Origin of the sequence: Stenotrophomonas sp. Y-13, from assembly GCF_046267925.1 — a bacterium.
Taxonomy (GTDB): Bacteria; Pseudomonadota; Gammaproteobacteria; order Xanthomonadales; family Xanthomonadaceae; genus Stenotrophomonas; species Stenotrophomonas acidaminiphila_A.
The window spans coordinates 3,059,429-3,082,760 of record NZ_CP176501.1 but is presented as its reverse complement, the minus strand read 5'-3'; the positions used below and the strand labels follow the sequence as shown (position 1 = coordinate 3,082,760).

Annotated in this window: 17 protein-coding genes; 12 read left to right on the top strand and 5 right to left on the bottom strand. The window is 71.3% G+C overall.

Translation table 11 applies throughout. The features are described from left to right. Nucleotides 1-5 precede the first annotated feature (5 nt). From ACJ7VY_RS13880 to ACJ7VY_RS13865, 4 genes are all read right to left on the bottom strand, one after another. Nucleotides 6-2,831 (bottom strand): valine--tRNA ligase, encoded by a 2,826-nt coding sequence (locus ACJ7VY_RS13880; protein WP_409475856.1) that lies wholly within the window; start codon nucleotides 2,829-2,831, stop codon nucleotides 6-8. Between the two features lie 32 nt (nucleotides 2,832-2,863). Next, nucleotides 2,864-3,064 (bottom strand): YqaE/Pmp3 family membrane protein, encoded by a 201-nt coding sequence (locus ACJ7VY_RS13875; protein WP_104939644.1) that lies wholly within the window; start codon nucleotides 3,062-3,064, stop codon nucleotides 2,864-2,866. A 9-nt stretch (nucleotides 3,065-3,073) separates the two neighbouring features. Further along, nucleotides 3,074-3,499 (bottom strand): DNA polymerase III subunit chi, encoded by a 426-nt coding sequence (locus ACJ7VY_RS13870; protein ID WP_104939643.1) that lies wholly within the window; start codon nucleotides 3,497-3,499, stop codon nucleotides 3,074-3,076. A 98-nt stretch (nucleotides 3,500-3,597) separates the two neighbouring features. Further along, nucleotides 3,598-5,070, bottom strand: coding sequence for a leucyl aminopeptidase (locus ACJ7VY_RS13865; RefSeq protein WP_313248106.1), 1,473 nt, complete (start codon nucleotides 5,068-5,070; stop codon nucleotides 3,598-3,600). Between the two features lie 105 nt (nucleotides 5,071-5,175). Between ACJ7VY_RS13865 and lptF the strand changes: the two genes are divergently transcribed. Both lptF and lptG read left to right on the top strand, forming a co-directional pair. After that, a complete protein-coding gene (lptF, locus tag ACJ7VY_RS13860) occupies nucleotides 5,176-6,258 on the top strand; it encodes an LPS export ABC transporter permease LptF (protein WP_161615514.1) in 1,083 nt (360 codons plus the stop codon). After that, on the top strand, nucleotides 6,255-7,361 hold the full coding sequence (gene lptG / locus ACJ7VY_RS13855; protein ID WP_104939640.1) for an LPS export ABC transporter permease LptG: 1,107 nt from the start codon (nucleotides 6,255-6,257) through the stop codon (nucleotides 7,359-7,361). The genes lptF and lptG overlap by 4 nt, the downstream gene beginning before the upstream one ends. Before the next feature lie 952 nt (nucleotides 7,362-8,313). Here the strand turns inward: lptG and ACJ7VY_RS13850 are convergent. Continuing rightward, on the bottom strand, nucleotides 8,314-8,781 hold the full coding sequence (locus tag ACJ7VY_RS13850) for an RDD family protein (protein ID WP_161615518.1): 468 nt from the start codon (nucleotides 8,779-8,781) through the stop codon (nucleotides 8,314-8,316). Nucleotides 8,782-8,852: 71 nt separating this feature from the next. Here ACJ7VY_RS13850 and xerD point away from each other — a divergent pair, with 71 nt between their 5' ends. The 10 genes from xerD (at nucleotide 8,853) to bcsB (ending at nucleotide 23,330) form a co-directional block, all read left to right on the top strand. Next, nucleotides 8,853-9,857: a site-specific tyrosine recombinase XerD gene (xerD, locus tag ACJ7VY_RS13845; RefSeq protein WP_409475855.1), complete on the top strand. Its 1,005-nt coding sequence runs from the start codon at nucleotides 8,853-8,855 to the stop codon at nucleotides 9,855-9,857. A 526-nt stretch (nucleotides 9,858-10,383) separates the two neighbouring features. After that, a complete protein-coding gene (locus ACJ7VY_RS13840) occupies nucleotides 10,384-11,163 on the top strand; it encodes a DsbC family protein (protein WP_104939638.1) in 780 nt (259 codons plus the stop codon). Between the two features lie 32 nt (nucleotides 11,164-11,195). Then, complete coding sequence (locus tag ACJ7VY_RS13835) at nucleotides 11,196-11,690, top strand: hypothetical protein (RefSeq protein WP_409475854.1); 495 nt, start codon at nucleotides 11,196-11,198, stop codon at nucleotides 11,688-11,690. Nucleotides 11,691-11,795: 105 nt separating this feature from the next. Then, complete coding sequence (gene purL, locus ACJ7VY_RS13830; RefSeq protein ID WP_409475853.1) at nucleotides 11,796-15,749, top strand: phosphoribosylformylglycinamidine synthase; 3,954 nt, start codon at nucleotides 11,796-11,798, stop codon at nucleotides 15,747-15,749. A 260-nt stretch (nucleotides 15,750-16,009) separates the two neighbouring features. Next, complete coding sequence (locus ACJ7VY_RS13825; RefSeq protein WP_409475852.1) at nucleotides 16,010-16,879, top strand: glycosyltransferase family 2 protein; 870 nt, start codon at nucleotides 16,010-16,012, stop codon at nucleotides 16,877-16,879. Further along, a complete protein-coding gene (locus ACJ7VY_RS13820; protein ID WP_293762684.1) occupies nucleotides 16,876-17,712 on the top strand; it encodes a glycosyltransferase family 2 protein in 837 nt (278 codons plus the stop codon). Before ACJ7VY_RS13825 ends, ACJ7VY_RS13820 begins: the two co-directional genes overlap by 4 nt. Before the next feature lie 277 nt (nucleotides 17,713-17,989). Further along, nucleotides 17,990-18,445: a cellulose biosynthesis protein BcsD gene (gene bcsD / locus ACJ7VY_RS13815; RefSeq protein WP_409475851.1), complete on the top strand. Its 456-nt coding sequence runs from the start codon at nucleotides 17,990-17,992 to the stop codon at nucleotides 18,443-18,445. Between the two features lie 22 nt (nucleotides 18,446-18,467). Further along, nucleotides 18,468-18,776, top strand: a complete 309-nt coding sequence (locus ACJ7VY_RS13810; protein ID WP_409475850.1) for a hypothetical protein — start codon at nucleotides 18,468-18,470, stop codon at nucleotides 18,774-18,776. A gap of 88 nt (nucleotides 18,777-18,864) precedes the next feature. Beyond that, nucleotides 18,865-21,015, top strand: a complete 2,151-nt coding sequence (bcsA, locus tag ACJ7VY_RS13805; protein ID WP_409475849.1) for a UDP-forming cellulose synthase catalytic subunit — start codon at nucleotides 18,865-18,867, stop codon at nucleotides 21,013-21,015. Then, nucleotides 21,012-23,330, top strand: coding sequence for a cellulose biosynthesis cyclic di-GMP-binding regulatory protein BcsB (gene bcsB, locus ACJ7VY_RS13800; protein ID WP_409475848.1), 2,319 nt, complete (start codon nucleotides 21,012-21,014; stop codon nucleotides 23,328-23,330). The genes bcsA and bcsB overlap by 4 nt, the downstream gene beginning before the upstream one ends. Nucleotides 23,331-23,332: the final 2 nt, after the last annotated feature.

Here is a 23,332-nt window from a genome sequence, read left to right as displayed (position 1 = left end):
GCAGCCTACAGCTTGGCGCGCTGTGCCTGCAGGCCGGCCAGCTGGCCGTTCCAGTCGGCCAGGCGCACGCGCTCCTGCTCGACCACCGCCGCCGGCACCTTGTCGGTGAACCTGGACAGCTTGGTCTCGCTCTTCTCTTTCTCCGCCGACACCCGCGCGATCTCCTTGTCCAGGCGCGCGCGCTCGGCATCCAGGTCGACCAGGCCTTCCAGCGGCACCAGCAGCTTGAGCTCGCCGACGATGGCGGCCGCGGCCGGCGGGGTCTGCGCGTCCGCGGCCAGCCACTCGATGCTCTCCAGCTTCAGCAGGAAACGCAGCTGCGAAGTGAAGCGCTCCACCCGCGCCTGGTCCACGGCCTGGCCCCCCTGCAGCAGCAGCCGGACCAGCCGGGACGGCGGCACGTTCAGCTCGCTGCGCACCCGGCGCAGGGCGTTGACCATGGTCTTGAACCACTCCACGTCGGCCTCGGCCTGGGCGTAGTCGCCGCTGAACTCCGCCGCGCTCGGATAGGGGCGCAGCGACAGCGTGTCGACGGCGATGCCCAGGCGCGGCGCCACCTGCTGCCACAGCTGTTCGGTGACGAACGGAATCAGCGGGTGCAGCAGGCGCAGCACCGCTTCGAGCACGTACAGCAGGGTGTGGCGGGTGCTGGCCGCATCGGCGGCGTTGTCACCGTTGAGCGCCGGCTTGGTCAGCTCCAGGAACCAGTCGCAGAACTCGTTCCAGACGAACTCGTACAGCGCCTGCGCCAGCAGGTCGAAGCGGTAGTCGGCGAAATGCTGCTGCGCCTCGGCCGAAACTTTCGCCAGGCGCGAAAGAATCCAGCGCTCGGCATCGGTGCGCGGCTGCGGCGCGCCGCTGAAGCCGGCCCCTTCGGTGTTCATCAGGGTGAAGCGGCTGGCGTTCCACAGCTTGTTGCAGAAGTTCTTGTAGCCCTCGGCGCGGCTCATGTCGAACTTGATGTCGCGGCCGTGGGTGGCCAGCGCCGCGATGGTGAAGCGCAGCGCATCGGCACCGTGGGCGATGATGCCGTCCGGGAACTCCCGGCGGGTGGCCTTCTCGATCTTCTCGGCCATCTTCGGCTGCATCAGGCCATGGGTGCGCTTGGCGACCAGGTCGTCGATGCTGATGCCGTCGATGATGTCCAGCGGGTCGAGCACGTTGCCCTTGGACTTGGACATCTTCTGGCCCTGCGCGTCGCGGATCAGGCCGGTGATGTAGACGTCCTTGAACGGGATCTGCCCGGTGAAGCTGTCGGTGGCCATGATCATGCGCGCCACCCAGAAGAAAATGATGTCGAAGCCGGTGACCAGCACGTTCGACGGCAGGTAGCGCGCGAAGCCGCGCTGCGCCATGGCCGCTTCCTCCGGCCAGCCCAGCGTGGAGAACGGCCACAGCTGCGAGGAGAACCAGGTCTCCAGCACGTCGCTGTCCTGGGTGAGCGCCACGTCGTCGCCGAGCCCGGCCCGGGCGCGGGCGTCGGCCTCGTTGCGGCCGACGTAGCAGTTGCCGGCGTCGTCGAACCAGGCCGGGATGCGGTGGCCCCACCACAGCTGGCGGCTGATGCACCAGTCCTGGATGTTCTCCATCCAGTGGCGGTAGGTGTTGATCCAGTTGCCCGGCACGAACTTGATGCTGCCGTTCTCGACCAGCTCCAGGCCGCGCCTGGCCAGGCCGTCCATCTTCACGAACCACTGGTCGGTCAGGTACGGCTCGATCACCTGGCCGGTGCGGTCGCCGCGCGGCACCTGCAGCTTGTGCGCCCGGGTCTCGACCAGGATGCCCAGGTTTTCCAGCTCGGCCAGGATCACCTTGCGCGCTTCGTAGCGGTCCAGCCCGCGGTACTGCTCCGGCGCGTTCTCGTTGAGCGCGGCGGTCGGGGTGAACAGGTTGATCATCGGCAGGCCGTGGCGCACGCCGACCTGGTAGTCGTTGAAGTCGTGCGCCGGGGTGACCTTGACCACGCCGGTGCCGAACGCCTTGTCGACGTAGTCGTCGGCGATCACCGGCACGCTGCGGCCGGTCAGCGGCAGGGTCACGCGCTTGCCGACCAGGTGGGCGTAGCGCGTGTCCTCCGGATGGACCATGACCGCGGTGTCGCCCAGCAGGGTTTCCGGGCGGGTGGTGGCCACCACCAGGTAATGGCGGGTTTCGCGCAGGGTCTCGTTGCCGTCGGCGTCGAGCTCGACGTGCTCGTAGCTGGCGCCGTCCTCGAGCGCGTAGGCGATCGACCACAGGAAGCCGTCTTCCTCGACGCTTTCCACTTCCAGGTCGGAGATGGCGGTCTTCAGCACCGGGTCCCAGTTGACCAGGCGCTGGCCGCGGTAGATCAGGCCCTGCTCGTGCCAGCGCACGAAGGCTTCGACCACCGCCTCGCTCGGGCCCGGGTCCATGGTGAAGGTGCTGCGCGACCAGTCGGCCGAGGTGCCGAGGCGGCGCATCTGCCCTTCGATCACGTTGCCCGAGTGCGCCTTCCACTCCCACACCTTGTCGATGAAGCCGTCGCGGCCCAGCGAATCGCGGGTCTCGCCCTTGCCTTCCAGCGCCAGGTTGCGGCTGACCACCATTTCGGTGGCGATGCCGGCGTGGTCGGTGCCGACCTGCCACAGCGTGTCGTAGCCGCGCATGCGGTGGTAGCGGATCAGCGCGTCCATCAGTGTCTGCTGGAACGCGTGGCCCATGTGCAGGGTGCCGGTCACGTTCGGCGGCGGCAGCAGGATGGTGTACGGCTCGCCCTTGCCGGACGGCTTGAAATGGCCGGCTTTCTCCCACGCATCGTAGAGCGCGGTTTCGAAGGACTTCGGGTCGTAGCTGGAGGCGAGTTGGGTCATGCGGGGAGACCGGGTGGAAGGCGGGGAGGGGATCAGCGGAACGCGCCGGTTTTCAGCGCGCGCCTGATCTTCTGGTCGGTGTGGTACTGGCTGACCGCGTAGGCGGCCCAGATCGCGGCCGGAACCCAGCCGATCAGGGTGACCTGCAGGACCAGGCAGACGATGCCGGACAGCGGCCGGCCGATGGTGAAGAAGGCCAGCCATGGCAGCAGCAGGGCGATGAGCAGGCGCATGCGGGTCCCTTACATGTCGTGCTTGTTGAGCGCGTAGCCGGCGGCCTTGTACTGGCGCCAGCGCTCGCGCAGCGGTTCCCGCGCGGCCGGGTCGGCCGGCACCACTTCCAGCACCCGCTCGCAGCTGCCCAGGTACGGCTCGTCGCGCAGGTTGATCACCAGCGGCCGCTCCGGCGCGTCGGCGCCCGGCGCGGCGATCAGCACGATGGCTTCTTCCTCGTCCACGTCCTCGCCGACGATCTGGTGCGGGATGTAGGCGTCCGGGTCGAACGACCACAGCAGCTCGTCCAGTTCCTCGGCCTGCGCCGCGTCGCGCGCCAGCACCAGCGTGTACTGGCTGGTGTCGTTGGCCTTGCGCGCCAGTTCGCACACCAGCTTCAGTGGCTCGGTGAGGAAGCGGGGCTTGGCGATCAGGTAGAAGTCGGCACGGGTCAAGGCGGGTAACCGGAAGGGGAAAGGGAAGTGAACGGGGGCGGGGCGGGGAGCCGGCACGGGGAATTTCCATTCCCCGTGCCCGGTTCCCGGGTCCGGCTTCAGCCCACCCGGTCCAGCAGCCACTGCGCCAGCAGCCCGACCGGGCGGCCGGTGGCCATGCCGCGCTTGCCTTCGTCGCTGGCCACGCCGGCGATGTCCAGGTGCGCCCAGCGCTGGCCCTCGGTGAAGCGCGACAGGAAGCAGCCGGCGGTGATGGCGCCGGCCCAGCGGCCGCCGATGTTGTAGACGTCGGCGAAGCTCGAATCCAGCATCGGCTGGTACTCGTCCCACAGCGGCAGGCGCCAGGCGCGGTCGAACACGTGTTCGCCGGCGGCGAGCAGTTCGTTGGCCAGGTCGTCGTGCTTGCTCATCAGGCCGGCGGTCTGGTGGCCCAGGGCGACCATGCAGGCGCCGGTCAGGGTGGCCACGTCGACCAGCGCGGCCGGCTCGAAGCGCTGCGCATAGGTCAGCGCGTCGCACAGGATCAGGCGGCCTTCGGCGTCGGTGTTGCCCACTTCGATGGTCTTGCCGGACATGGAGGTGATCACGTCCGACGGGCGGTAGGCGTTGCCGTCGATCGCGTTCTCCACCGCCGGCACCACCACCACCAGGTTCAGCGGCAGCCGGGCCTTGACCGCGGCGACGAAGGTGCCGATGACGTTGGCGCCACCGCACATGTCGTACTTCATTTCCTCGATGCCGCCCTGGGTCTTCAGGTTGACGCCGCCGGTATCGAAGGTGATGCCCTTGCCGACCAGCACGTAGGGCTTGGCGTCGCCGCCGTTGTTCCACTTCAGTACCACCAGCTTGGGCCGGTTGGCCGAGCCGCGGGCCACCGCCAGCAGCGAGCCCATGCCGAGCGCTTCCATCTGCTGCTCGTCCAGGATCTCGGCCTGCGCGCCTTCGTGCTCAGCGGCGAACTTGACCGAGGATTCGGCCAGGTAGGCCGGGGTGCACAGGTTCGGCGGCAGGTTGCCCAGCTCGCGGGCGTACTCGACGCCGGCGGCGATGGCCTGGCCCTGCGCCAGCGCGGTCTCGTCGCTGCCGCTGATCGCCAGGGTTTCCAGCCCCGGGGCGTCAGGCTTCTTCTTGCCCAGGGTGGCGGTGTAGCGGTAGCTGGCATGGTTGGCGGCGATCACCGCCTGGCGGATGTTCCAGGCCGCGTCGCGGCCCTTCACTTCGAGCTCGGCCAGGGTGAACAGCGCGCTGCGGGTGATGCCGCTGCGCAGCGCGCGGGCGGCGTCGCCCACCGCCTTGATGTACTGCGCCACGCCGAACTTGGCGGGGTCGCCCAGGCCGACCACCAGCACCCGCGGCGCGGCCACGCCGGCCAAGTCGTGCAGCACGGTGGTGTTGCCGGTCTTGCCGCCGACGTCGCCGCGCTCCACCAGCGCCGCGAGGCGGCCGCCCGAGGCGGCGTCGAGCGCCTGGGCCGCCGGCGACAGCGACTTGTCCGAGAAGGCGCCAACGATGACGCAGTCGACCGCGGCCGAGGCCGGGGCGGCGTGGTTCAGGGTGAATTGCAGAGACATTGATCAGATTCCATTGCCAAATCCGTACAATCGCGGACTGTTTCCACCCCTCCAGACCGGCCGGGCGCGCCGCGAACGAAACCGGGAGTTTAAACCACCCACCCCATGGCGAAGCTTGACCGCTACCTGCTGAGCGACTTCATCCAGAGCTTCCTGGCGACCCTGACCGTGCTGCTGGTGGTGAGCGTGGGCGGGGTGCTGGTGGACATCCTGGGGCGGATTGCCGACGGCCGCATGCCGGCCGGGCTGCTGCTGTCGCAGCTGGGCCTGCAGTTCATCGTCTACCTGCCCATCATCCTGCCGCTGGCGCTGCTGCTGGGCCTGTCGCTGGCCATCGCCCGGCTCTACCGGGACTCGGAAATGGCGGTGCTGACCGCGGTCGGGGTCGGCCCGCGGCGGTTGCTGCGGCCGGTGCTGATGCTGGTGGCGCCGGTGGTGGCGGTGGTCGGGGCCTGCTCGCTGTGGCTGGGGCCCTGGGCCAACCGCACCGCCGACGCGATGGTCGAGGCGGCCAGCCGCAGCGTGGTGGTGGCCGGGCTGGAGCCGGGCAAGTTCACCCAGCTCTCCGGCGGCGGCATCGTCTACCTGTCCTCGCTGAACGAAGACGGCACGAAGATGGGCAAGGTGTTCATCCAGCGGCAGAAGGACGGGCGCATCGACGTGGTCTCGGCCAACAGCGGCAGCATGTTCTTCGAGGGCGAGCGCCAGCGCTTCCTGCGGCTGGAGGACGGCCACCGGGTCGAGGGCCCGGAGAACGGCGCGCTGGACTACCGCCTGATGCGCTACGCCAGCAACGAGGTGGCCCTGCCGGACCGTGACGAACCGCGCGGGCAGGACGACCCCGAGGTGCTGCCGACCCTGCGCCTGCTCGGTGACGAGCGGCCCGAGGCCCAGGCGCAGCTGCACTGGCGCATCACCCCGCCGCTGCTGGCGCTGGCCTTCGCCCTGCTGGCGCTGCCGCTGTCGCGCAGCACCCCGCGGCAGCAGCGCTACGGAAGCGTGATGCTGGCCTTCCTCGGCTATGTGGTGGGCGTCAGCCTGATGATCAGTGGCCGGCAATGGCTGGCCAACGGTACCCTGCCGCCCGCGCTGGGCATGTGGTGGCTGACGGTGCCGCTGCTGGCGCTGGCGCTGTGGATGTACTTCCGCGATGGCCGGCTGTCGCGCCGCAGGGGAGCCCGCGCATGATGCTGCGCCCGCGCATCCACGATTTCTACGTCGGCCGCACGGTGCTGCTCACCGTGCTGCTGGCGTGGGCGGTGCTGACCGGGCTGGACGCGATGCTGTCGCTGTCCGGCGAGGCCAAGAACATCGGCACCGGCAGCTATACCTTCGGCCATGCCGTGGCCTGGAGCGCCTACACCCTGCCGCGCCGCGCCTACACGCTGTTCCCGATGGCCGCGGTGATCGGCGCGCTGATGGGGCTGGGGCAGCTGGCCGCGACCTCGGAGCTGACCGCGCTGCGCGCGCTCGGCCTGTCGCGGCGCCGGATCGCGCTGTCGGTGGCCATCGCGCTGTCGCTGCTGACCGCGGTGATGGTGGTCAACGGCGAAACCCTGGCGCCGTGGGCGCAGGAAAAGGCCGATGCGCTCAAGGCCAGCGCCAAGTTCAATACGGACATGGCCGTGGCCCGCTATTCCGGGTTGTGGGCGCGCGAGGGTGACACCTTCCTCAATGCGCAGAGCGGCGAGGAACAGCTCAGCGACGATGGCGGCACGCGCCTGCTGCTGCATGACGTCCGCCTCTACCGGCTGGACGCCGACGGTCGCCTGGCCAGCCTGACCCATGCGGTCACCGCCCGCCACGACGCCAGCGGCTGGACCCTGGAGCAGGTGCGGCGCGACACCTTCGGCGAGCGCTCGGCCAGCCGCCAGACGGTGGCCAGCGAGCCCTGGGACTCGGCCCTGGATGCGGCGGCCCTGGCCTCGGGCCTGGCCAAGCCGCGCAGCCTGACCGCCGCCGAGCTGCGCACCAGCATCGAGTACCGCAAGCGCAACGGGCTGGATGCGCGCGACTACGAGGACACCTACTGGAGCCGCTGGTTCTACCCGGTGAACGTACTGGCGCTGTGCCTGGCCGCGGTGCCGTTCGCGTTCGGCTCGCTGCGCAGTGGCGGCATGGGCAAGCGCCTGTTCCTGGGCATGCTGTTCGCGCTGGGCTTCCTGCTGCTGCAGATGTTCTTCGGGCGCATGGCCGGCGCGCTCAAGTTCGACTACCGCATCGCCTACGCGCTGCCGCCGGTGATCATGCTGGCGGTGTCCGGCTGGCTGTTCAGGCGGCGCTCCAGCTGAGTCCACGCCGTGGGCAGGCACGGGCGCTGCCCGCGCCGCACGCGGGGCTGATGCGGCGGGTGCCGCGCGGATGCTGCCGGCCGCACAAGGCCGAACGCGCCGATTGCGCTGCCGCCGCCGCGCGCCGGGTCAATGACGGCTGGGCTGTTTGCTGCGATTGCCGGTTGGGGGGGGCGTGCAGCAGCCGGGTGTTGCCCGGGCGGCCGTGCCGCACCGCGGGAAACCACAAGTACCGGTGGTCCAGCCGCGCCGCCGCGCGCCGGGATAATGGCGGCTTGGTTGTCTGCGGCGATTACCGGTCGGGGACGTGCACCAGCCGCGTGTTGCTCAGCCGGTCATGCCGCGCCGCAGGGAACCGCAAGCACCGGTTGCCCAGCCGCGCCGCCGCGCGCCGGGGTAATGAAGGGTGGGCTGTTTGCGGTGGTTACCGGTCGGGGACGTGCACCAGCCGCGTGTTGCTCAGCCGGTCATGCCGCGCCGCAGGGAACCGCAAGCACCGGTTGCCCAGCCGCGCCGCCGCGCGCCGGGATAATGGCGGCTTGGTTGTCTGCGGCGATTACCGGTCGGGGACGTGCACCAGCCGCGTGTTGCTCAGCCGGTCATGCCGCGCCGCAGGGAACCGCAAGCACCGGTTGCCCAGCCGCGCCGCCGCGCGCCGGGGTAATGAAGGGTGGGCTGTTTGCGGTGGTTACCGGTCGGGGACGTGCACCAGCCGCGTGTTGCTCAGCCGGTCATGCCGCGCCGCAGGGAACCGCAAGCACCGGTTGCCCAGCCGCGCCGCCGCGCGCCGGGGTAAAGAAGGGTGGGCTGTTTGCGGTGGTTACCGGTCGGGGACGTGCACCAGCCGCGTGTTGCTCAGCCGGTCATACCGCGCCGCAGGGAACCGCAAGCACCGGTTGCCCAGCCGCGCCGCCGCGCGCCGGGGTAATGAAGGGTGGGCTGTTTGCGGTGGTTACCGGTCGGGGACGTGCACCAGTCGCGTGTTGCTCAGCCGGTCATGCCAGGTCAGCCCGTCCCGATCCACCAGCGCCCACCAGAACCCCAGCCCGCCGCACAGCAGCGACAGCGTGCCCAGCGCATAGCGCTTCCACAGCAGGGCCATCGATGGCGGGCCGTCGGTGCCCTGCACATACAGCCGCCACGGGCGCATGCCCAGGGTCTGCCCGCCGCGCCTCCAGCTGAGCGTCGCGTACCCGCCGGCAACCACCCAGCAGCACAGCCACAGCAGCCACTGCAGCGGGCTGTAGGGGGCGATGTTGTGGTGGGTGTTGCCGCCGCTGGCGACCACGTCCAGCAGGGTGAACGGCACGGCGGTGAGCATCCACAACGCCAGCACCGGCCACAGGTCGTAGAACAGCGCCGCCAGCCGGCGCAACAGCAGTGGCGAGGGGCGGGACGGGGCGGCGGAATCGGCGTTCATCGCGCGAGCATACGGGCTGGCGTGCGCGATGTGGATGGGCAGCGGTGCCGGCATTGCCTATCCTGCGCGCCATGACGTCGCCTTCCACCGCCGCCGAACGCCGCCAGCGGGTGATGCAGCTGCCGCCGCCGCGCGAGGCCGATGGCCGCCACATCCAGCGCTTCCTCGATGCGATCTGGGCCGAGCAGGGGCTGGCGCGGGCCACGCTGGACAGCTACCGCAGGGACCTGGAAGGGCTGGCGCGCTGGGCGAACGCACGCGCCGGCGACGCCGCGGGCGCGTCGCCGCCGGGACTGCTGGCCGGCCTCGACCGCGCCGGCCTGTTCGATTACCTGGCATGGCGCACCCGTCACGGCTGGTCGCCGCGCAGCAACGCGCGCCTGCTGTCGGCGCTGCGCGCGTTCTTCGCCGACTGCCTGCGCCGCGGCGAGCGCGACGACGATCCGTCCGCGTTGCTGGAGCCGCCCCGGTTGCCGCGGCCGCTGCCCAAGGCGCTGGCCGAGAGCCAGATCGAGGCGCTGCTGGCGGCGCCGGACATCACCACGCCGGAGGGCCTGCGCGACCGCGCCATGCTGGAACTCATGTATGCCGCCGGCCTGCGCGTGAGCGAGCTGGTCGACCTGCCGGCCAATGCCGTCAACCTGCGCCAGGGCGTGCTGCGGGTGACCGGCAAGGGCAGCAAGGAGCGGCTGGTGCCGCTGGGCGAGGAATCCCGCCACTGGCTGGAGCGCTACCTCGCAGACGCGCGCCCGGCGCTGGCGGCGGGCCGGCCGGTGCAGGCCACGGCCGACGGCCAGGTGCCGCTGTTCCTGACCCGTGCGCAGAAGCCGCTTACCCGGCAGCAGTTCTGGGCGCTGGTGAAAGCCAGCGCGGCGGCGGTCGGCATCGATCCGGCGCGGATCAGTCCGCACAGCCTGCGCCACAGCTTCGCCACCCATCTGCTCAACCACGGCGCCGACCTGCGCGCCCTGCAGATGCTGCTGGGCCACAGCTCCCTGTCCACCACCCAGATCTACACCCTGGTCGCCCGCGAACACCTGCAGAAGCTGCACCGCACCCACCACCCGAGGGGGTGAGCGACCGCGCTTGCGCGCCACTGGCGCGCGCGGTCGCGAACGCCCGGCCGCGCCAGGCCGAAACAAGGGCGCCGGTACGGCCTGCCGCGCCGCCGCGCGCCCGGAACCAACCGCACCCCCGGGCATGATTTCTGACAGCGTCCCACCCGTAGCGCTGGCCTGTGCTGCAAGCACCAGCGGGGCAGGCCGCAGCGGAGTGCGGGGGGCGCCGCGTAGGTGCCGGGCTTGCCCGGCACGGGCTTGTGCATGCGGGGCGAGCCCCGCATCTACCCGCGCGACGTTGCGCCAATGTGCGGCGAGCCCCTCATCTACCCGCGCGATGTCGCGCCAATGCGCGGCAAGCCCAGCTTCTAGCCGTGCGACCTCGCGCCAGGATGACCTGCGTGCAGGTCCAGGCTGCGCGCGCCGCCATCCCTCGCAGGTCCCCTGCGGACGGCGCCACCCCCGCCACCCCCTGAACGTCGCCATCGGCGGGGTATGCGAGAATCGCCAGGATTTCCGTCCTTCCCGTTTACCTGGAATCCCCATGCTCCGAATCGCCATCGCCGCGCTGCTGGGCGCGATCAGCTTGACCGCCTGCGCGCAGCCGAAAACGCCCGAAACGACGGCCGCCGCCGCGCCGGCCCGCGCGGACGGCGCGGTCGAGAAGCGGGTGCGCGATGCGCTCCGGCAGCTGGACCCGAATTTCAACCCGGATTACATCGGCGCAGCGCCGTTCGCCGGCTTCCGCGAAGTGGTGGTGTCCGGCCAGGTGCTGTACGTCACCGACGACGGCCGCTACCTGCTGCAGGCCCAGCCCTACGACATCGAAAAGCGCGCGCTGGCCACCAGCGAGGGCCTGCTGGCCCACCGCCGCAAGCTGCTGGCGTCGCTGCCGCATTCGGACCGGATCGTGTTCGCGCCGCCGAATGCCAAGTACACCATCAGCGTGTTTACCGACATCGAGTGCGGGTACTGCCGCAAGCTGCACCAGGACATCGCCGAGCTGAACCGTCAGGGCATCGCCGTCGAGTACCTGGCGTTCCCGCGCATGGGGCTGGGCAGCAAGGACCACACCGACATGGTCTCGGTATGGTGCGCCAGCGACCGCAAGGCGGCGCTGACCGCGGCCAAGTCCGACCGTCCGGTGGAGCCGAAGAACTGCACCAACCCGGTGACCATGCAGTACACCGTCGGCCAGCAGCTGGGCATCAGCGGCACCCCGGCGATCTTCGCCGCCGACGGCACCCAGCTGGGCGGCTACCTGCCGCCGGCGCAGCTCAAGGCCGCGCTGGAGCGGCTGCCCGGCGCCGCCGGCAGCCCCTGATCGGTCGGCCCCGGGGCAGCGCGATGCCGCAGGTGTCGCGCCGCCGTGCTCCCGGCGCAGGGTGGACGGCGCTTGCCAGGCGCGCGGCGCTGCTTGCGCCGCTGCTCCACGCCGGCTGCGCGTCGGCACCGCCCACGTTCCAGGCCCACCGCGTCGCGCTGAGCCGCATCGACCATCCGGCGCCGGCGAAGCTGCCGCGCACGGACATCGGCTGGAAGATGGTGCGGTACCTGCAGGCCGACGGCGAGGCGCCGGAACCGCCCAACTTCGCCGACCGCTTCACCCTGTTCGTGGTCGGCTGCGGCAGCGGGTGCCGCCAGTACGCGCTGATCGACCGCCGCAGCGGCAAGGTCCACCCCGGCCAGGCGCTGAACAACGTCCGCTTCGACTACCGGCGCGACAGCCGGCTGCTGGTGGTCACCCATGCCGAGGGGGTCCGCTCTCCGGACAGCGTCGATTACCTGGTCTGGGACGGGGCGCGGTGGCGCCGGGTTGGGCGCGAGGTCGGGCCGGCGCCCGCAGACTAGGCCCTGGCCGACTCCGCGGCCCGGCCGCGGCCGCCGTCGCCGGGCCCGGCCCAAAGCCGGCTCCGGTACAATGGCCGGCCCGACTCCCACCATGGTCTCCCGGACATGATCGTCCTCGAGGGCGCAGCCGCCCTTTCGCCGTTCCGCCGCGAACGTCTTGAATCCCGCCTGCAGTCCATCGCCGCCGATCTGCGCATCACCGGTGCCTGGCACGTCTATTTCACCCAGGCCGCCGATGCCGCGGCCGTCGACCGGGCCACCCTGGGCCGCATCCTGCAGGCCCAGCCGCACCCGGCCGAGGCGGCCGCGGGCACGGTCTCGCGTTACGTGGTGCCGCGCCTGGGCACGCTGTCGCCGTGGTCGAGCAAGGCCACCGAACTGGTGCGCGGCGCCGGCCTGGCGATCCAGCGCGTCGAGCGTGGTACCCGCATCGACCTGGCCGGCTGGCCGTCCGATCCGGCGCAGCAGGCGGCCGTGGCCCGGCTGCTGCACGACCCGATGACGCAGTCGCTGCTGGCCGACATCGCGCAGGCGCAGGCGCTGTTCGACAGCCCGGCGCGCAAGCCGCTGCAGCGCATCGCGCTGGCCGACCTGGAGGGCGCCAACAAGCGCCTGGGCCTGGCCCTGGCCGACGACGAGATCGAGTACCTGCGCCAGCGCTATGGCGAACTCGGCCGCGACCCGTCCGACGTCGAACTGATGATGTTCGCGCAGGCCAATTCCGAGCATTGCCGGCACAAGATCTTCAATGCCAGCTGGACCATCGACGGACAGGCGCAGGAGCGCTCGCTGTTCCGGATGATCAAGCACACCCACCAGCAGACCCCGCAGCACACGCTCAGCGCCTACAGCGACAACGCCGCGGTGATCGAGGGCGAGCCGGCCGCGCGCTACCGCCCGGACCCGGCCACCGGCCGCTACCGCAGCGAAGCGGTGGTGCCCAGTGCGTTCCAGATCAAGGTGGAGACGCACAACCACCCCACCGCGATCGCGCCGTTCCCGGGGGCCTCCACCGGCGCCGGCGGCGAGATCCGCGACGAGGGCGCGACCGGCCGCGGCGGCAAGCCCAAGGCCGGCCTGACCGGCTTCTCGGTCTCGCACCTGCGCATCCCGACCCTGCCGCAGCCGTGGGAGGCGCCGCGCGCGCTGAACCCGCGGATGGCGCCGGCGCTGGACATCATGCTCGACGGCCCGCTCGGCGGCGCCGCGTTCAACAACGAGTTCGGGCGCCCGAACCTGCTGGGCTACTTCCGCAGCTTCGAGCTGCCCGAGGACGGCATCACCCGCGCCTACGACAAGCCGATCATGCTGGCCGGCGGCCTGGGCGCGATCGACCGCGTGCAGGTGGACAAGCTGAAGCTGCAGGATGGCGACATCGTCATCGTGCTGGGCGGCCCGGCGATGCTGATCGGCCTGGGCGGCGGCGCCGCTTCGTCGGTGGCCTCGGGCGAGAGCGCCGAGGACCTGGATTTCGCCAGCGTGCAGCGCGACAACCCGGAAATGGAGCGCCGCTGCCAGGAAGTGATCGACCGCTGTGTGGCCATGGGCGCGGGCAACCCGATCAAGTTCTTCCATGACGTCGGCGCCGGTGGCCTGTCCAACGCCATTCCCGAACTGCTGCACGATTCCGGGGTCGGCGGCGTGATCGACCTGGGCAAGGTGCCGACCGACGATCCCTCGCTGTCGCCGCTGGAACTGTGGTGCAACGAGTCGCAGGAGCGCTACGTGCTGGGCATCCCGGCCGACCGCCTGGCCGAGTTCGCCGCGATCTGCGCGCGCGAGCGCTGCCCGTTCGCCGCGGTCGGCGTGGCCACCGCCGAGGAGCGGCTGGTGGTGGGGTATGGCGCAACGGTTGAAAGTGTCTATGGCAGCGCTGCCGCGACGGATAGCCCCGGCCCGGCGCAGCGCGCCGGGCGTTCGGACGAGCCGCGCGGCAGTGCCGCTCACCCGATCGACCTGCCGATGGACGTGCTGTTCGGCAAGGCGCCGAAGATGCACCGCGACACCGCGCACCCGCCCGCGCCGCGCTGGCCGCAGCTGAAGACCGCCGGCATCGACCTGCACGACGCCGGCCTGCGGGTGCTGTCGCACCCGACCGTGGCGGCCAAGAACTTCCTGGTCACCATCGGCGACCGCAGCGTCGGCGGCCTGACCGCGCGCGAGCAGATGATCGGCCCGTGGCAGCTGCCGATGGCCGATGTCGCCATCACCCTGGCCGGGTTCGACACCTACGCCGGCGAGGCGATGGCGGTGGGCGAGCGCACCCCGCTGGCGCTGCTCAACGCCGCCGCGTCGGCGCGCATGGCGGTGGGCGAGGCGATCACCAACCTGTGCGCCGCGCCGCTGACCTCGCTGGACACGGTCAAGCTGTCGGCCAACTGGATGGCCGCCTGCGGCCACGACGGCGAGGACGCGCTGCTGTACGACGCGGTCCGCGCGGTGGGCATGGAACTGTGCCCGCAGCTGGACATCAGCATCCCGGTGGGCAAGGACTCGCTGTCGATGCAGGCGCAGTGGCAGGCCGATGGCCGCACCGAGAAGTCGGTGTCGCCGGTGTCGCTGGTGATCTCGGCGTTCGCGCCGGTGGTCGACGCACGCCAGCAGCTGACCCCGCTGCTCGAGCGCGAGGGCGAAAGCGAGCTGTGGCTGATCGGGCTGGGCGCGGGCAAGCAGCGCCTGGGCGGCTCGATCCTGGCGCAGACCCAGGCCGACCACAGCGCCCTGCCGGCGTTCGCCGGTGAAGTGCCGGACCTGGACGACCCGCAGCGCCTGCGCGGCTTCTTCGAACTGATCCGCGATGCACGTGAAGCCGGGCTGCTGCTGGCCTACCACGACCGCAGCGATGGCGGCGCCTTCGCCGCACTGTGCGAAATGTCGTTCGCCTCGCGGCTGGGCCTGGACATCGTGCTCGATGCCTGGGGCGATGACCCGTTCCGCAGCCTGTTCAACGAGGAGCTCGGCGCGGTGGTGCAGATCGCCCGGGAAGACCGCGCCGCGTTCGCCGACCTGGTCGAACGGCATGCCCTGACCGAGTGCGCGCAGCGCATCGCGCGCCCGACCACCGCGCCGGTGGTGCGCGTGCAGCTCGGCGGGCAGAGCCTGGCCGAATGGCGCTGGGAGGAACTGTTCGACGCCTGGTGGTCGGTGACCCACGCCATGCAGAAGCTGCGCGACAATCCCGAGGCGGCCGACCAGGAGCGCGCGGTCGCGCGCAGCTTCAACGCCCCCGGGCTGAAGCCGAAGCTGGCGTTCGACCCGGCCGAGGACGTCGCCGCGCCGTTCGTCGCCACCGGGGCGCGGCCGAAGGTGGCGATCCTGCGCGAGCAGGGCGTCAACGGCCAGATCGAAATGGCCAACATCTTCGAGCGCGCCGGCTTCGACGCCTTCGACGTGCACATGAGCGACCTGATCGAAGGCCGGGTGCGGCTGGCGGACTTCCGCGGCCTGGCCGCCTGCGGCGGCTTCAGCTACGGCGACGTGCTGGGCGCGGGCCGCGGCTGGGCCACCTCGATCCTGGAACGCCCGGCGCTGCGCGAAGCCTTTGCCGCGTTCTTCGCACGCTCGGACACCTTCGCCCTGGGCGTGTGCAACGGCTGTCAGATGATCAGCCAGCTCAAGGCCATCATCCCCGGCGCGGAGCACTGGCCGACCTTCCTGCGCAACCGCAGCGAGCAGTTCGAGGCCCGCACCGCGCTGCTGGAGGTGGTGGAATCGCCGTCGATCCTGCTGCGCGGCATGGCCGGTTCGCGGCTGCCGGTGGCGGTGGCGCACGGCGAGGGCCGCGCCGCGTTCGACAGCGCGGTGGACCAGGCCGCGGTGGACGTGGCGCTGCGCTACGTCGATGGCGACGGCCGCGCGACCGAACAGTACCCGCTCAACCCGAACGGTTCGCCCGATGGCATCACCGGCCTGACCACCCGCGACGGCCGCGTCACCATCCTGATGCCGCACCCGGAACGCACCCCGCGCACGGTCAACCTGAGCTGGGCGCCGAAGGGCTGGGGCGAGGATGCGCCGTGGCTGCGCATGTTCCGCAACGCGCGGGTGTGGTGCGGCTGAGCGCGCCACGCCATCGCCGGGCCCGTGGCGACACGGGCCCGCGGCGACGCCGCGCCGGCACGCCTGCGGCCGCGGACCGGGCCCGGCGCCGCTGCCGTGCCTGGCACGGCGGATGCGCGCCGCGCTGCCGCGCCACGGCGTACGGGCAGCGGGTACGCGTCGCCACGGGCGACTGCTAGAGTTCGCGGCGTCAGCCTCAGGGGACCGCCGGTCGTGACCACTACCGCACCATCCACGCCACGCCGCACCGGGGACGCCGCGTGCCCTTGCCGGTGATCCTGTTGCCGGTGGGCGTGGACGACGTGGCGCTCGACGCCTGCCTGGCGGCGCTGGAAGCGGCGACACCGGCTGGTACCCCGGTCTGGTTGGCCGATGACGCGCAGGGGGGGCCGCGGGTGCAGGCGGTGATCGAACCGTGGCTGGCGCGTACCCGGTTGCAGGCGGAGTACACCCGGCGCCCGCGTTCGATCGGTGAATCGACGCACCTGGAACAGATGCTGCAGGCCTGCGGCGATGCCGACGTGGCGGTGCTGGCGCCCGACGCCGTACCGCTGCCGGGCTGGCTGCAGCAGTTGTCCGACTGCCTGGCGCGCGATGCCTCCATCGCCACCGCCACGCCCTGGAGCAATGCCGGCGAGACCGTGGCCTGGCCGCGCGCCGGCGAACGCAATGCGCTGCCGGCCGATCCGGCGCGGCTGGCGCGCGCCTGCGCATCGATGCCGCTGCTGCACCCGGAACTGCCCTCGGCGGTCACCCATGCGGTGCTCATACGCGGCAGCGCGCGGCGCCGCGCCGGTGGCCTGGACACGCAGAGCTGCGCCTCCTGGTACGCGGCGCTGGTGGACCTGAGCCTGCGCATGAGCGGGCTGGGCTGGCGCAACGTGCTGTGCGACAACGCTTTCGTCGGCCGCCACGACGAGGGCCGCCCCGCCGACGGCGACATGGAAGTGCTGGGCAACCGCTGGCCGGCCTGGACCGCGCGCCTGGCCGGCTTCCTGATGGACGATCCGCTGCATGGCCATCGCCAGCACCTGCTGCAGTTGTGCGAGCAGGCGGCGCTCCCGGCGCGGCAGCCGGACCTGTTCGGTGACGGCGACGGCGACGGCCTGACGTCGGAGGCGGCGTCGTGAGCGCAGCGATCGCGGTGGTGGTGGTCAGTTACCAGAGCGCGGCGACGCTGGACGAATGCCTGGCGCGGCTGCGCGCCGCGCATGGCGTGGCGCAGATCCGGGTGGTGGACAACGCCTCGGACGACGGTTCGCTGGGCATCGTCCAGCGCCATGCGCTGGCCGATCCGCGCGTGCGCTTCATCGCCAACCCCGACAACCCCGGCTTCGCCACCGCCTGCAACCAGGGCGCGCGCGACAGCGACGCGCCGTGGCTGGCGTTCGTCAATCCCGACCTGATGGTCGAGGCCGACACGCTGGCGCGGCTGCACGCGCTGGGCCTGCCGCTGGGCGACTGCCTGCTCGGGGTGGAACAGGTGGACGAGCAGGGCCGCGCGGATGCCGCGGTGCGGCGCCGCGATCCCGACTTCGCCGCGATGCTGCGCAACCCCGCGGCCGGCGCGCGGCTGGCGCTGGCCGCCGACCCGGCGCAACCGCTGCAGGTGGTGCCGGCGCTGTCCGGCGCGCTGCTGTTGATGCCGCGCACGCTGTTCGAGCGCATCGGCGGCTGGGACGCCGGCTACCGGCTGCATGCCGAAGACCTGGACCTGTGCCGGCGCGCGCGCCAGGCCGGTGCGACGGTGGCCATCGCCAACGAACTGGCGGTGCTGCACGTGCGCGGCGTCTCCAGCCGCGCGCGGCCGTTCTTCGTCGAGTGGCACAAGCACCGCGGGCTGTGGCGCTATTTCCGCAAGTTCGAGGCGCCGCGCCGCGGCCTGCCGGTGCGCGCCGCGGTGTGGTGCGCGATCTGGGCGCATGCGGCCGCGCAGGTGCCGCGGCTGCTGCTGCGCCGCTGACGGCCCGCCGGCGCAGGCGCCAGCGCCCGGCATTCCCCCGTTGTCCCGTGCCGCCTGCAAAGCTGCCGTCATTCCGGCGTGGTTCTCTTACGGTCGTGTGCTTTGCTGTGCGCATCTCCGGCAATGCAACCGGTGCGGCGGTATGACCGCGGCGGCGGAAGCTTGCTGGGTGTTGGCTTGAATTGTGATCTAATTCACAATATTGGGTGATGTCCGATGGCGCAGGAGGCGGGATGCGGTGCGTAGGTGCGGTGCGGATGCGCAGGGGAATGGCCGGGTGAACCCGACGGAGTTGCTCGATGGGTATCGCGAACGTGCCTGTGCCCGGCAATGGCGGGGCTTCCTGCGGGCGATGGCCGCCGAATTCGACCAGGCGCTGCCGGAGGAGGAATCGGCGCGGCTGATGGCGCGTATCGGGCAGCGCTTTGCCGACGCCCATGCGCTGCCACCGGTGGCGACGGTCGAGGCCCTGCAGGCCGCGGTCAACGCGGTGTGGGCGGACTGCGAATGGGGGTGGGCGGCGTTCGAGGAGCGCCCCGACCAGCTGCGCATCGTGCATGCGGCCTCGCCGCTGGCGGCGGCGCTGGGGGGTGGCCGCTGGCACCACGGCTTCCTGGAAGGCGCCTACCGGCACTGGCTGCGTGGCGCCGGCATGCTGGCGGTTCTCGACGTGCGCCACCTGGCCACCGGCAACCGTGACATTTCGATCTTTGGCGTGGGGCGGGTGTTTTGACGATGCATGGGATGCGTTTGGCATGAGCAACAGGCAACCGGCGGCGGCGCCGCCGTGCGATGACGATGTGGCGGGCCTGTTCATGAAGCTGGGTGACGGCAAGGGACGGCCGGAGTACCGGGAATTCCCCGAGGCCGCGCTGCCCGCCGCGACGACGCGGCCGGCTGCGCCGGCAGCCATGGAAACCGTGGCCGGCGCGCAACCCGCGCCTGCGGTCGAGCCGCCCGCCACGCCGGCGGACACGCCACTGTCGCAGTTGTTCCGCAGGCTGGCCGACGCCGGCGGGACGATTCCGGACGACAGCCCCCTGGTCCGCTTGCGCGGGCAATAGGAGTGGGGCACCGACGCCACGCAGGACCGCCGTGACAGGCGCTCCGACCGGCAAGGCCGCCCGCAGGGGCGGCACACAGGGGAAATCAATGAGACTTTCAATCAGGCCCGAGGGCTCGCAGGCCCTGGCTCGCCTTGGCTTGGCCGCGCTGGTGCTGGTGGGCGTGCTGCTCATCGCCTTCGTCGTCACCGTGCCGCTGGACGTGACCCAGCAGCTGCTGTTTTCGCTGGCGGTGTTCGCCATCGGCCTGTGCCTGCGGCGCGCCCGCAACCGCACCGTGCCGCTGCTGCTGATGGGGCTGTCGCTGGTCATGTCCAGCCGCTACATGTGGTGGCGGCTGACCGAGACCATGGGCATGGGCAGCGTGGTCGACCTGACCCTGGGCTTCGGCCTGGTGATGGCCGAGGTCTACGCGTTCGTGGTGCTGGTGCTGGGCTACTTCCAGGTGGCCTGGCCACTGCACCGGCGTTCGCTGCCGCTGCCCGGGGACCAGTCGCTGTGGCCGACGGTGGATGTGTTCATTCCCACCTACAACGAACCGCTGTCGGTGGTGCGCACAACGGTGCTGGCGGCGACGGTGATGGACTGGCCGGCCGGCAAGTTGAAGATCCACCTGCTCGACGACGGCCGCCGCGAGGAATTCCGCGCGTTCTGCGAAGAGGTGGGGGTGAACTACGTCACCCGCACCAACAACAACCACGCCAAGGCCGGCAACATCAATGCGGCCTTGAAGAAGTCAGACGGCGAGTACGTCGCCATCTTCGACTGCGACCACGTGCCGACGCGCTCGTTCCTGCAGATGTCGATGGGCTGGTTCCTGCACGACGCGCGGCTGGCGGTGGTGCAGACGCCGCACTACTTCTTCTCCGCCGACCCGTTCGAGCGCAACCTGGGCACCTTCGGCAAGGTGCCCAACGAGGGCGAGCTGTTCTACGGCCTGCTGCAGGACGGCAACGACGCCTGGAACGCGACCTTCTTCTGCGGCTCGTGCGCGGTGATCAAGCGCGCGCCGCTGGAAGAGGTGGGCGGGGTGGCGGTGGAGACGGTGACCGAGGACGCGCACACCGCCATCCGCCTGCACCGCGCCGGCTACCGCAGCGCCTACATCCCGGTGCCGCAGGCTGCCGGACTGGCGACCGAGAGCCTGTCGGCGCACGTCGGCCAGCGCACCCGCTGGGCGCGCGGCATGGCGCAGATCTTCCGTGTCGACAACCCGATGCTCGGCCGCGGCCTGAGCCTGGTGCAGCGCATCTGCTACACCAACGCGATGCTGCACTTCTTCTACGGGCTGCCGCGCATCATCTTCCTGACCGCGCCGCTGGCGTTCCTGTTCTTCGGCGCGCACGTGATCCATGCCTCGGCGCTGATGATCTTCGCCTATGCGCTGCCGCACCTGGCGCAGGCCAGCCTGACTAATCTGCGCATCCAGGGCGGGCACCGCCACCTGCTGTGGAACGAGGTCTACGAGACCGCGCTGGCCTGGTACATCCTGCGGCCGACGCTGATGGCGGTGATCAACCCACGGCTGGGCAAGTTCAACGTCACCGCCAAGGGCGGCCTGGTCCACGCCAGCTATTTCGACGCGCAGATCGCCCGCCCGTACCTGTTCCTGCTGCTGCTCAACCTGGCCGGGGTGGTCGCCGGCATCGTCCGCCTGGTGATGGCCGACAGCAGCGGCGAGGTCAACACCATCTGGCTCAACCTGGGCTGGACCTTCTACAACATGGTCATGCTCGGCGCGGTCATCGCCACCTGCAGCGAGCAGCGCCAGATCCGCCGCGCACACCGCGTGCCGCTGGAAATGAAGGCGCTGCTGCACCTGCCCGACGGGCGCGCGCTGGCCTGCAGCACGGTCGATTTCTCCACCGGCGGCATGGCCATCCGCCTGGACGAGCCGCAGCCGGTGCAGCCCGATACGCCGGTGGAGATCGAACTGCGCCACCGCCAGCGCAGCCAGCGCCTGCCGGCGCTGGTACGCCACGACCGCGACGCGCAGGGGCTGAGCCTGCAGTTCGGTGAGCTGAGCATCGAGCAGGAACGCTGGCTGGTCGCTTCCACCTTCGCCCGCGCCGACATCTGGGTCTCGCTGTGGGGCCGGCACGAGCGCGACACCTTCCTGCGCTCGCTGTCCGACGTGCTCCGCGCCAGCCTGCGCGGCTTCCATCGCCTGGGCCGATTCGTCATCACGAGGGGGCGGCACGACGACGCTGCCCAGCCCGCCCCCGGAGAAACCGCATGAAGCACTGCCTGCACATTCCGCCGACCTCCCCCGTGCGTACGCGCGGCGCCTGGCTGGCCTTCACCCTGGCCCTGCTGGCCGGCGCCACCCATGCGCAGACTCCCGCCGCCGCGCCCGCGCCGCCGGGCCTGCAGCCGGAGATCGCCGCCGCCGCGCCCGTGCCGGGCGCGCTGCCGCTGCAGCGCAGCCGCGCCACGCTCAAGCAGCTGGGGCTGGACTACGAAGTGACGCTGCGTGGCGTGCAGGGCACGGCCGGCATCCCGTTCTCGATCCGCGCCGACCAGGTCGTCGACCACGCCGCGCTGCGCCTGAAGTACACCTATTCGCCGGCGCTGCTGCCGGACCTGTCGCACCTGCGCGTCACCGTCAACGACGTCACCGTGGCGACGCTGCCGGTGTCGGCCGGGGAGGCCGGGCGCCCGGTCGAGCGCGACGTCGCCATCGATCCGCGCCTGGTGACCGGCTACAACCGCATCAACCTGCAGCTGATCGGCCACTACACGCGCGAGTGCGAGGATCCGGACCACAGCAGCCTGTGGGCCAACATCGACAGCGCCAGCTACCTGGAACTGGGCTGGCTGCCGCTGCCGTTGAGCAACGACCTGGCGCTGCTGCCGGTGCCGTTCTTCGATGCGCGCGACACCCGCCGGCTGGAGCTGCCGTTCGTGTTCGCCGGGCAGCCGGGCAACGGCCAGCTGCAGGCCGCCGGCATCGTGTCGTCGTGGTTCGGGGCGCTGGCCGGCTACCGCGGCGCGCTGTTCCCGGTGTCCACCGGGGTGCTGCCGGCGCGCGGCAATGCGGTGATCGTGGCGACGCCGCGCAACCTGCCGGCCGGGGTGGCGCCGGTCGAGGTGTCCGGGCCGACGCTGGTGGTGGCCAGCAACCCCAACGATGCCGCCGGCAAGCTGCTGCTGGTGCTGGGACGCGACGATGCCGAACTGCGCGCGGCGGCCACCGCGCTGGCGCTGGGCGCACCGCTGTCCGGCGCCAGCGCGACCCTGCGCGAGGTCAAGGACGCCGCGCCGCGCAAGCCCTACGACGCGCCCAACTGGGTGCCCAGCGACCGCCCTGTGCGGTTCTCCGAACTGGTCCGCAGCACCAGCGAGCTCAACGTGGTTGGTTACAACCCGGACCTGATCCGCATCGGCCTGCAGTTGCCGCCGGACCTGTTCGTGTGGCGCAAGGACGGTATCCCGGTGGACCTGCGCTACCGCTACACCCTGCCCGAAGGCGCGGACAAGTCGGCGCTCAACATCAGCATCAACGACGCCTTCGTCACCACCCTGCCGCTCAACGGCCGTCCGCTGGCGACCTCGGTACCGCGGCAGATGTGGCAGAAGCTGGGCGCGCGCGGCGCGATGCCGATCCGGCAGCCGCTGCTGCTGCCGACCGGGCCGTTGTCGGCCAGCAGCCAGCTGCGCTTCCATTTCTTCTTCGACCGCCCGCGCGCGGAGGAATGCAAGAACACCTTCCCGGACGTGTCGGCCGCGATCGACGACGCGTCCACCATCGACCTCAGCGGGTTCGCGCACTACATGGCGATGCCCAACCTGGCCGCCTTCGGCAACGCCGGCTTCCCGTTCACGCGCATGGCCGACCTGGCCGACAGCGCGCTGGTGATGCCGGACAACGCCAGCGGCGACGACGTGGCCAACGCGCTGGCGCTGCTCGGCCGCATGGGCGCCTCGACCGGCTATCCGGCGCTGCGCACGCGCGTCATCCAGGCGCGCCAGGTCGACGAACACGCCGACCAGGATCTGCTGGTGCTCGGTTCACGCCGCAACCAGCCACTGTTCGCGCGCTGGGCCGCGGCGATGCCGGTCGGCGACGCCGCGCAGGCCCGCCGCTTCGGCCTGTCCGACTGGCTGTTCGACAAGCTGCCGGCGTTCCTGTCGCCCGACGCGCGGCGCACCGACCTGCCGACCGTGGCCGAGGTCGGCGTGCGCCCGGCGCCGGGCGACGTGCTGCTGCAGGGCTTCGAATCGCCGCTGCGCAAGGGCCGCAGCGTGGTGGCGCTGATGGCCGACGAACCGGCCCACGTCAACCGCCTGTTCGAGGCCTGGTTCGATCCCGAGCGCCTGCGCCAGTTCCAGGGCAGCGTGGTGCTGCTGCAGGGCGACAAGGTGCGCAGCCTGGCCGGCAACCAGACCTACTACGTCGGCGAGCTGCCGCCGCTGCTGGCGCTGCGCTGGTTCTTCGCCCATCACCCGCTGTGGATGGCGCTGGGCGTGGGCCTGGTGTGCCTGCTGCTGGCGATGCTGGCCGCCTGGCTGCTGCGGCGCCATGCGCGTGCGCGCCTGAAGGTGGCGGGCTGAGC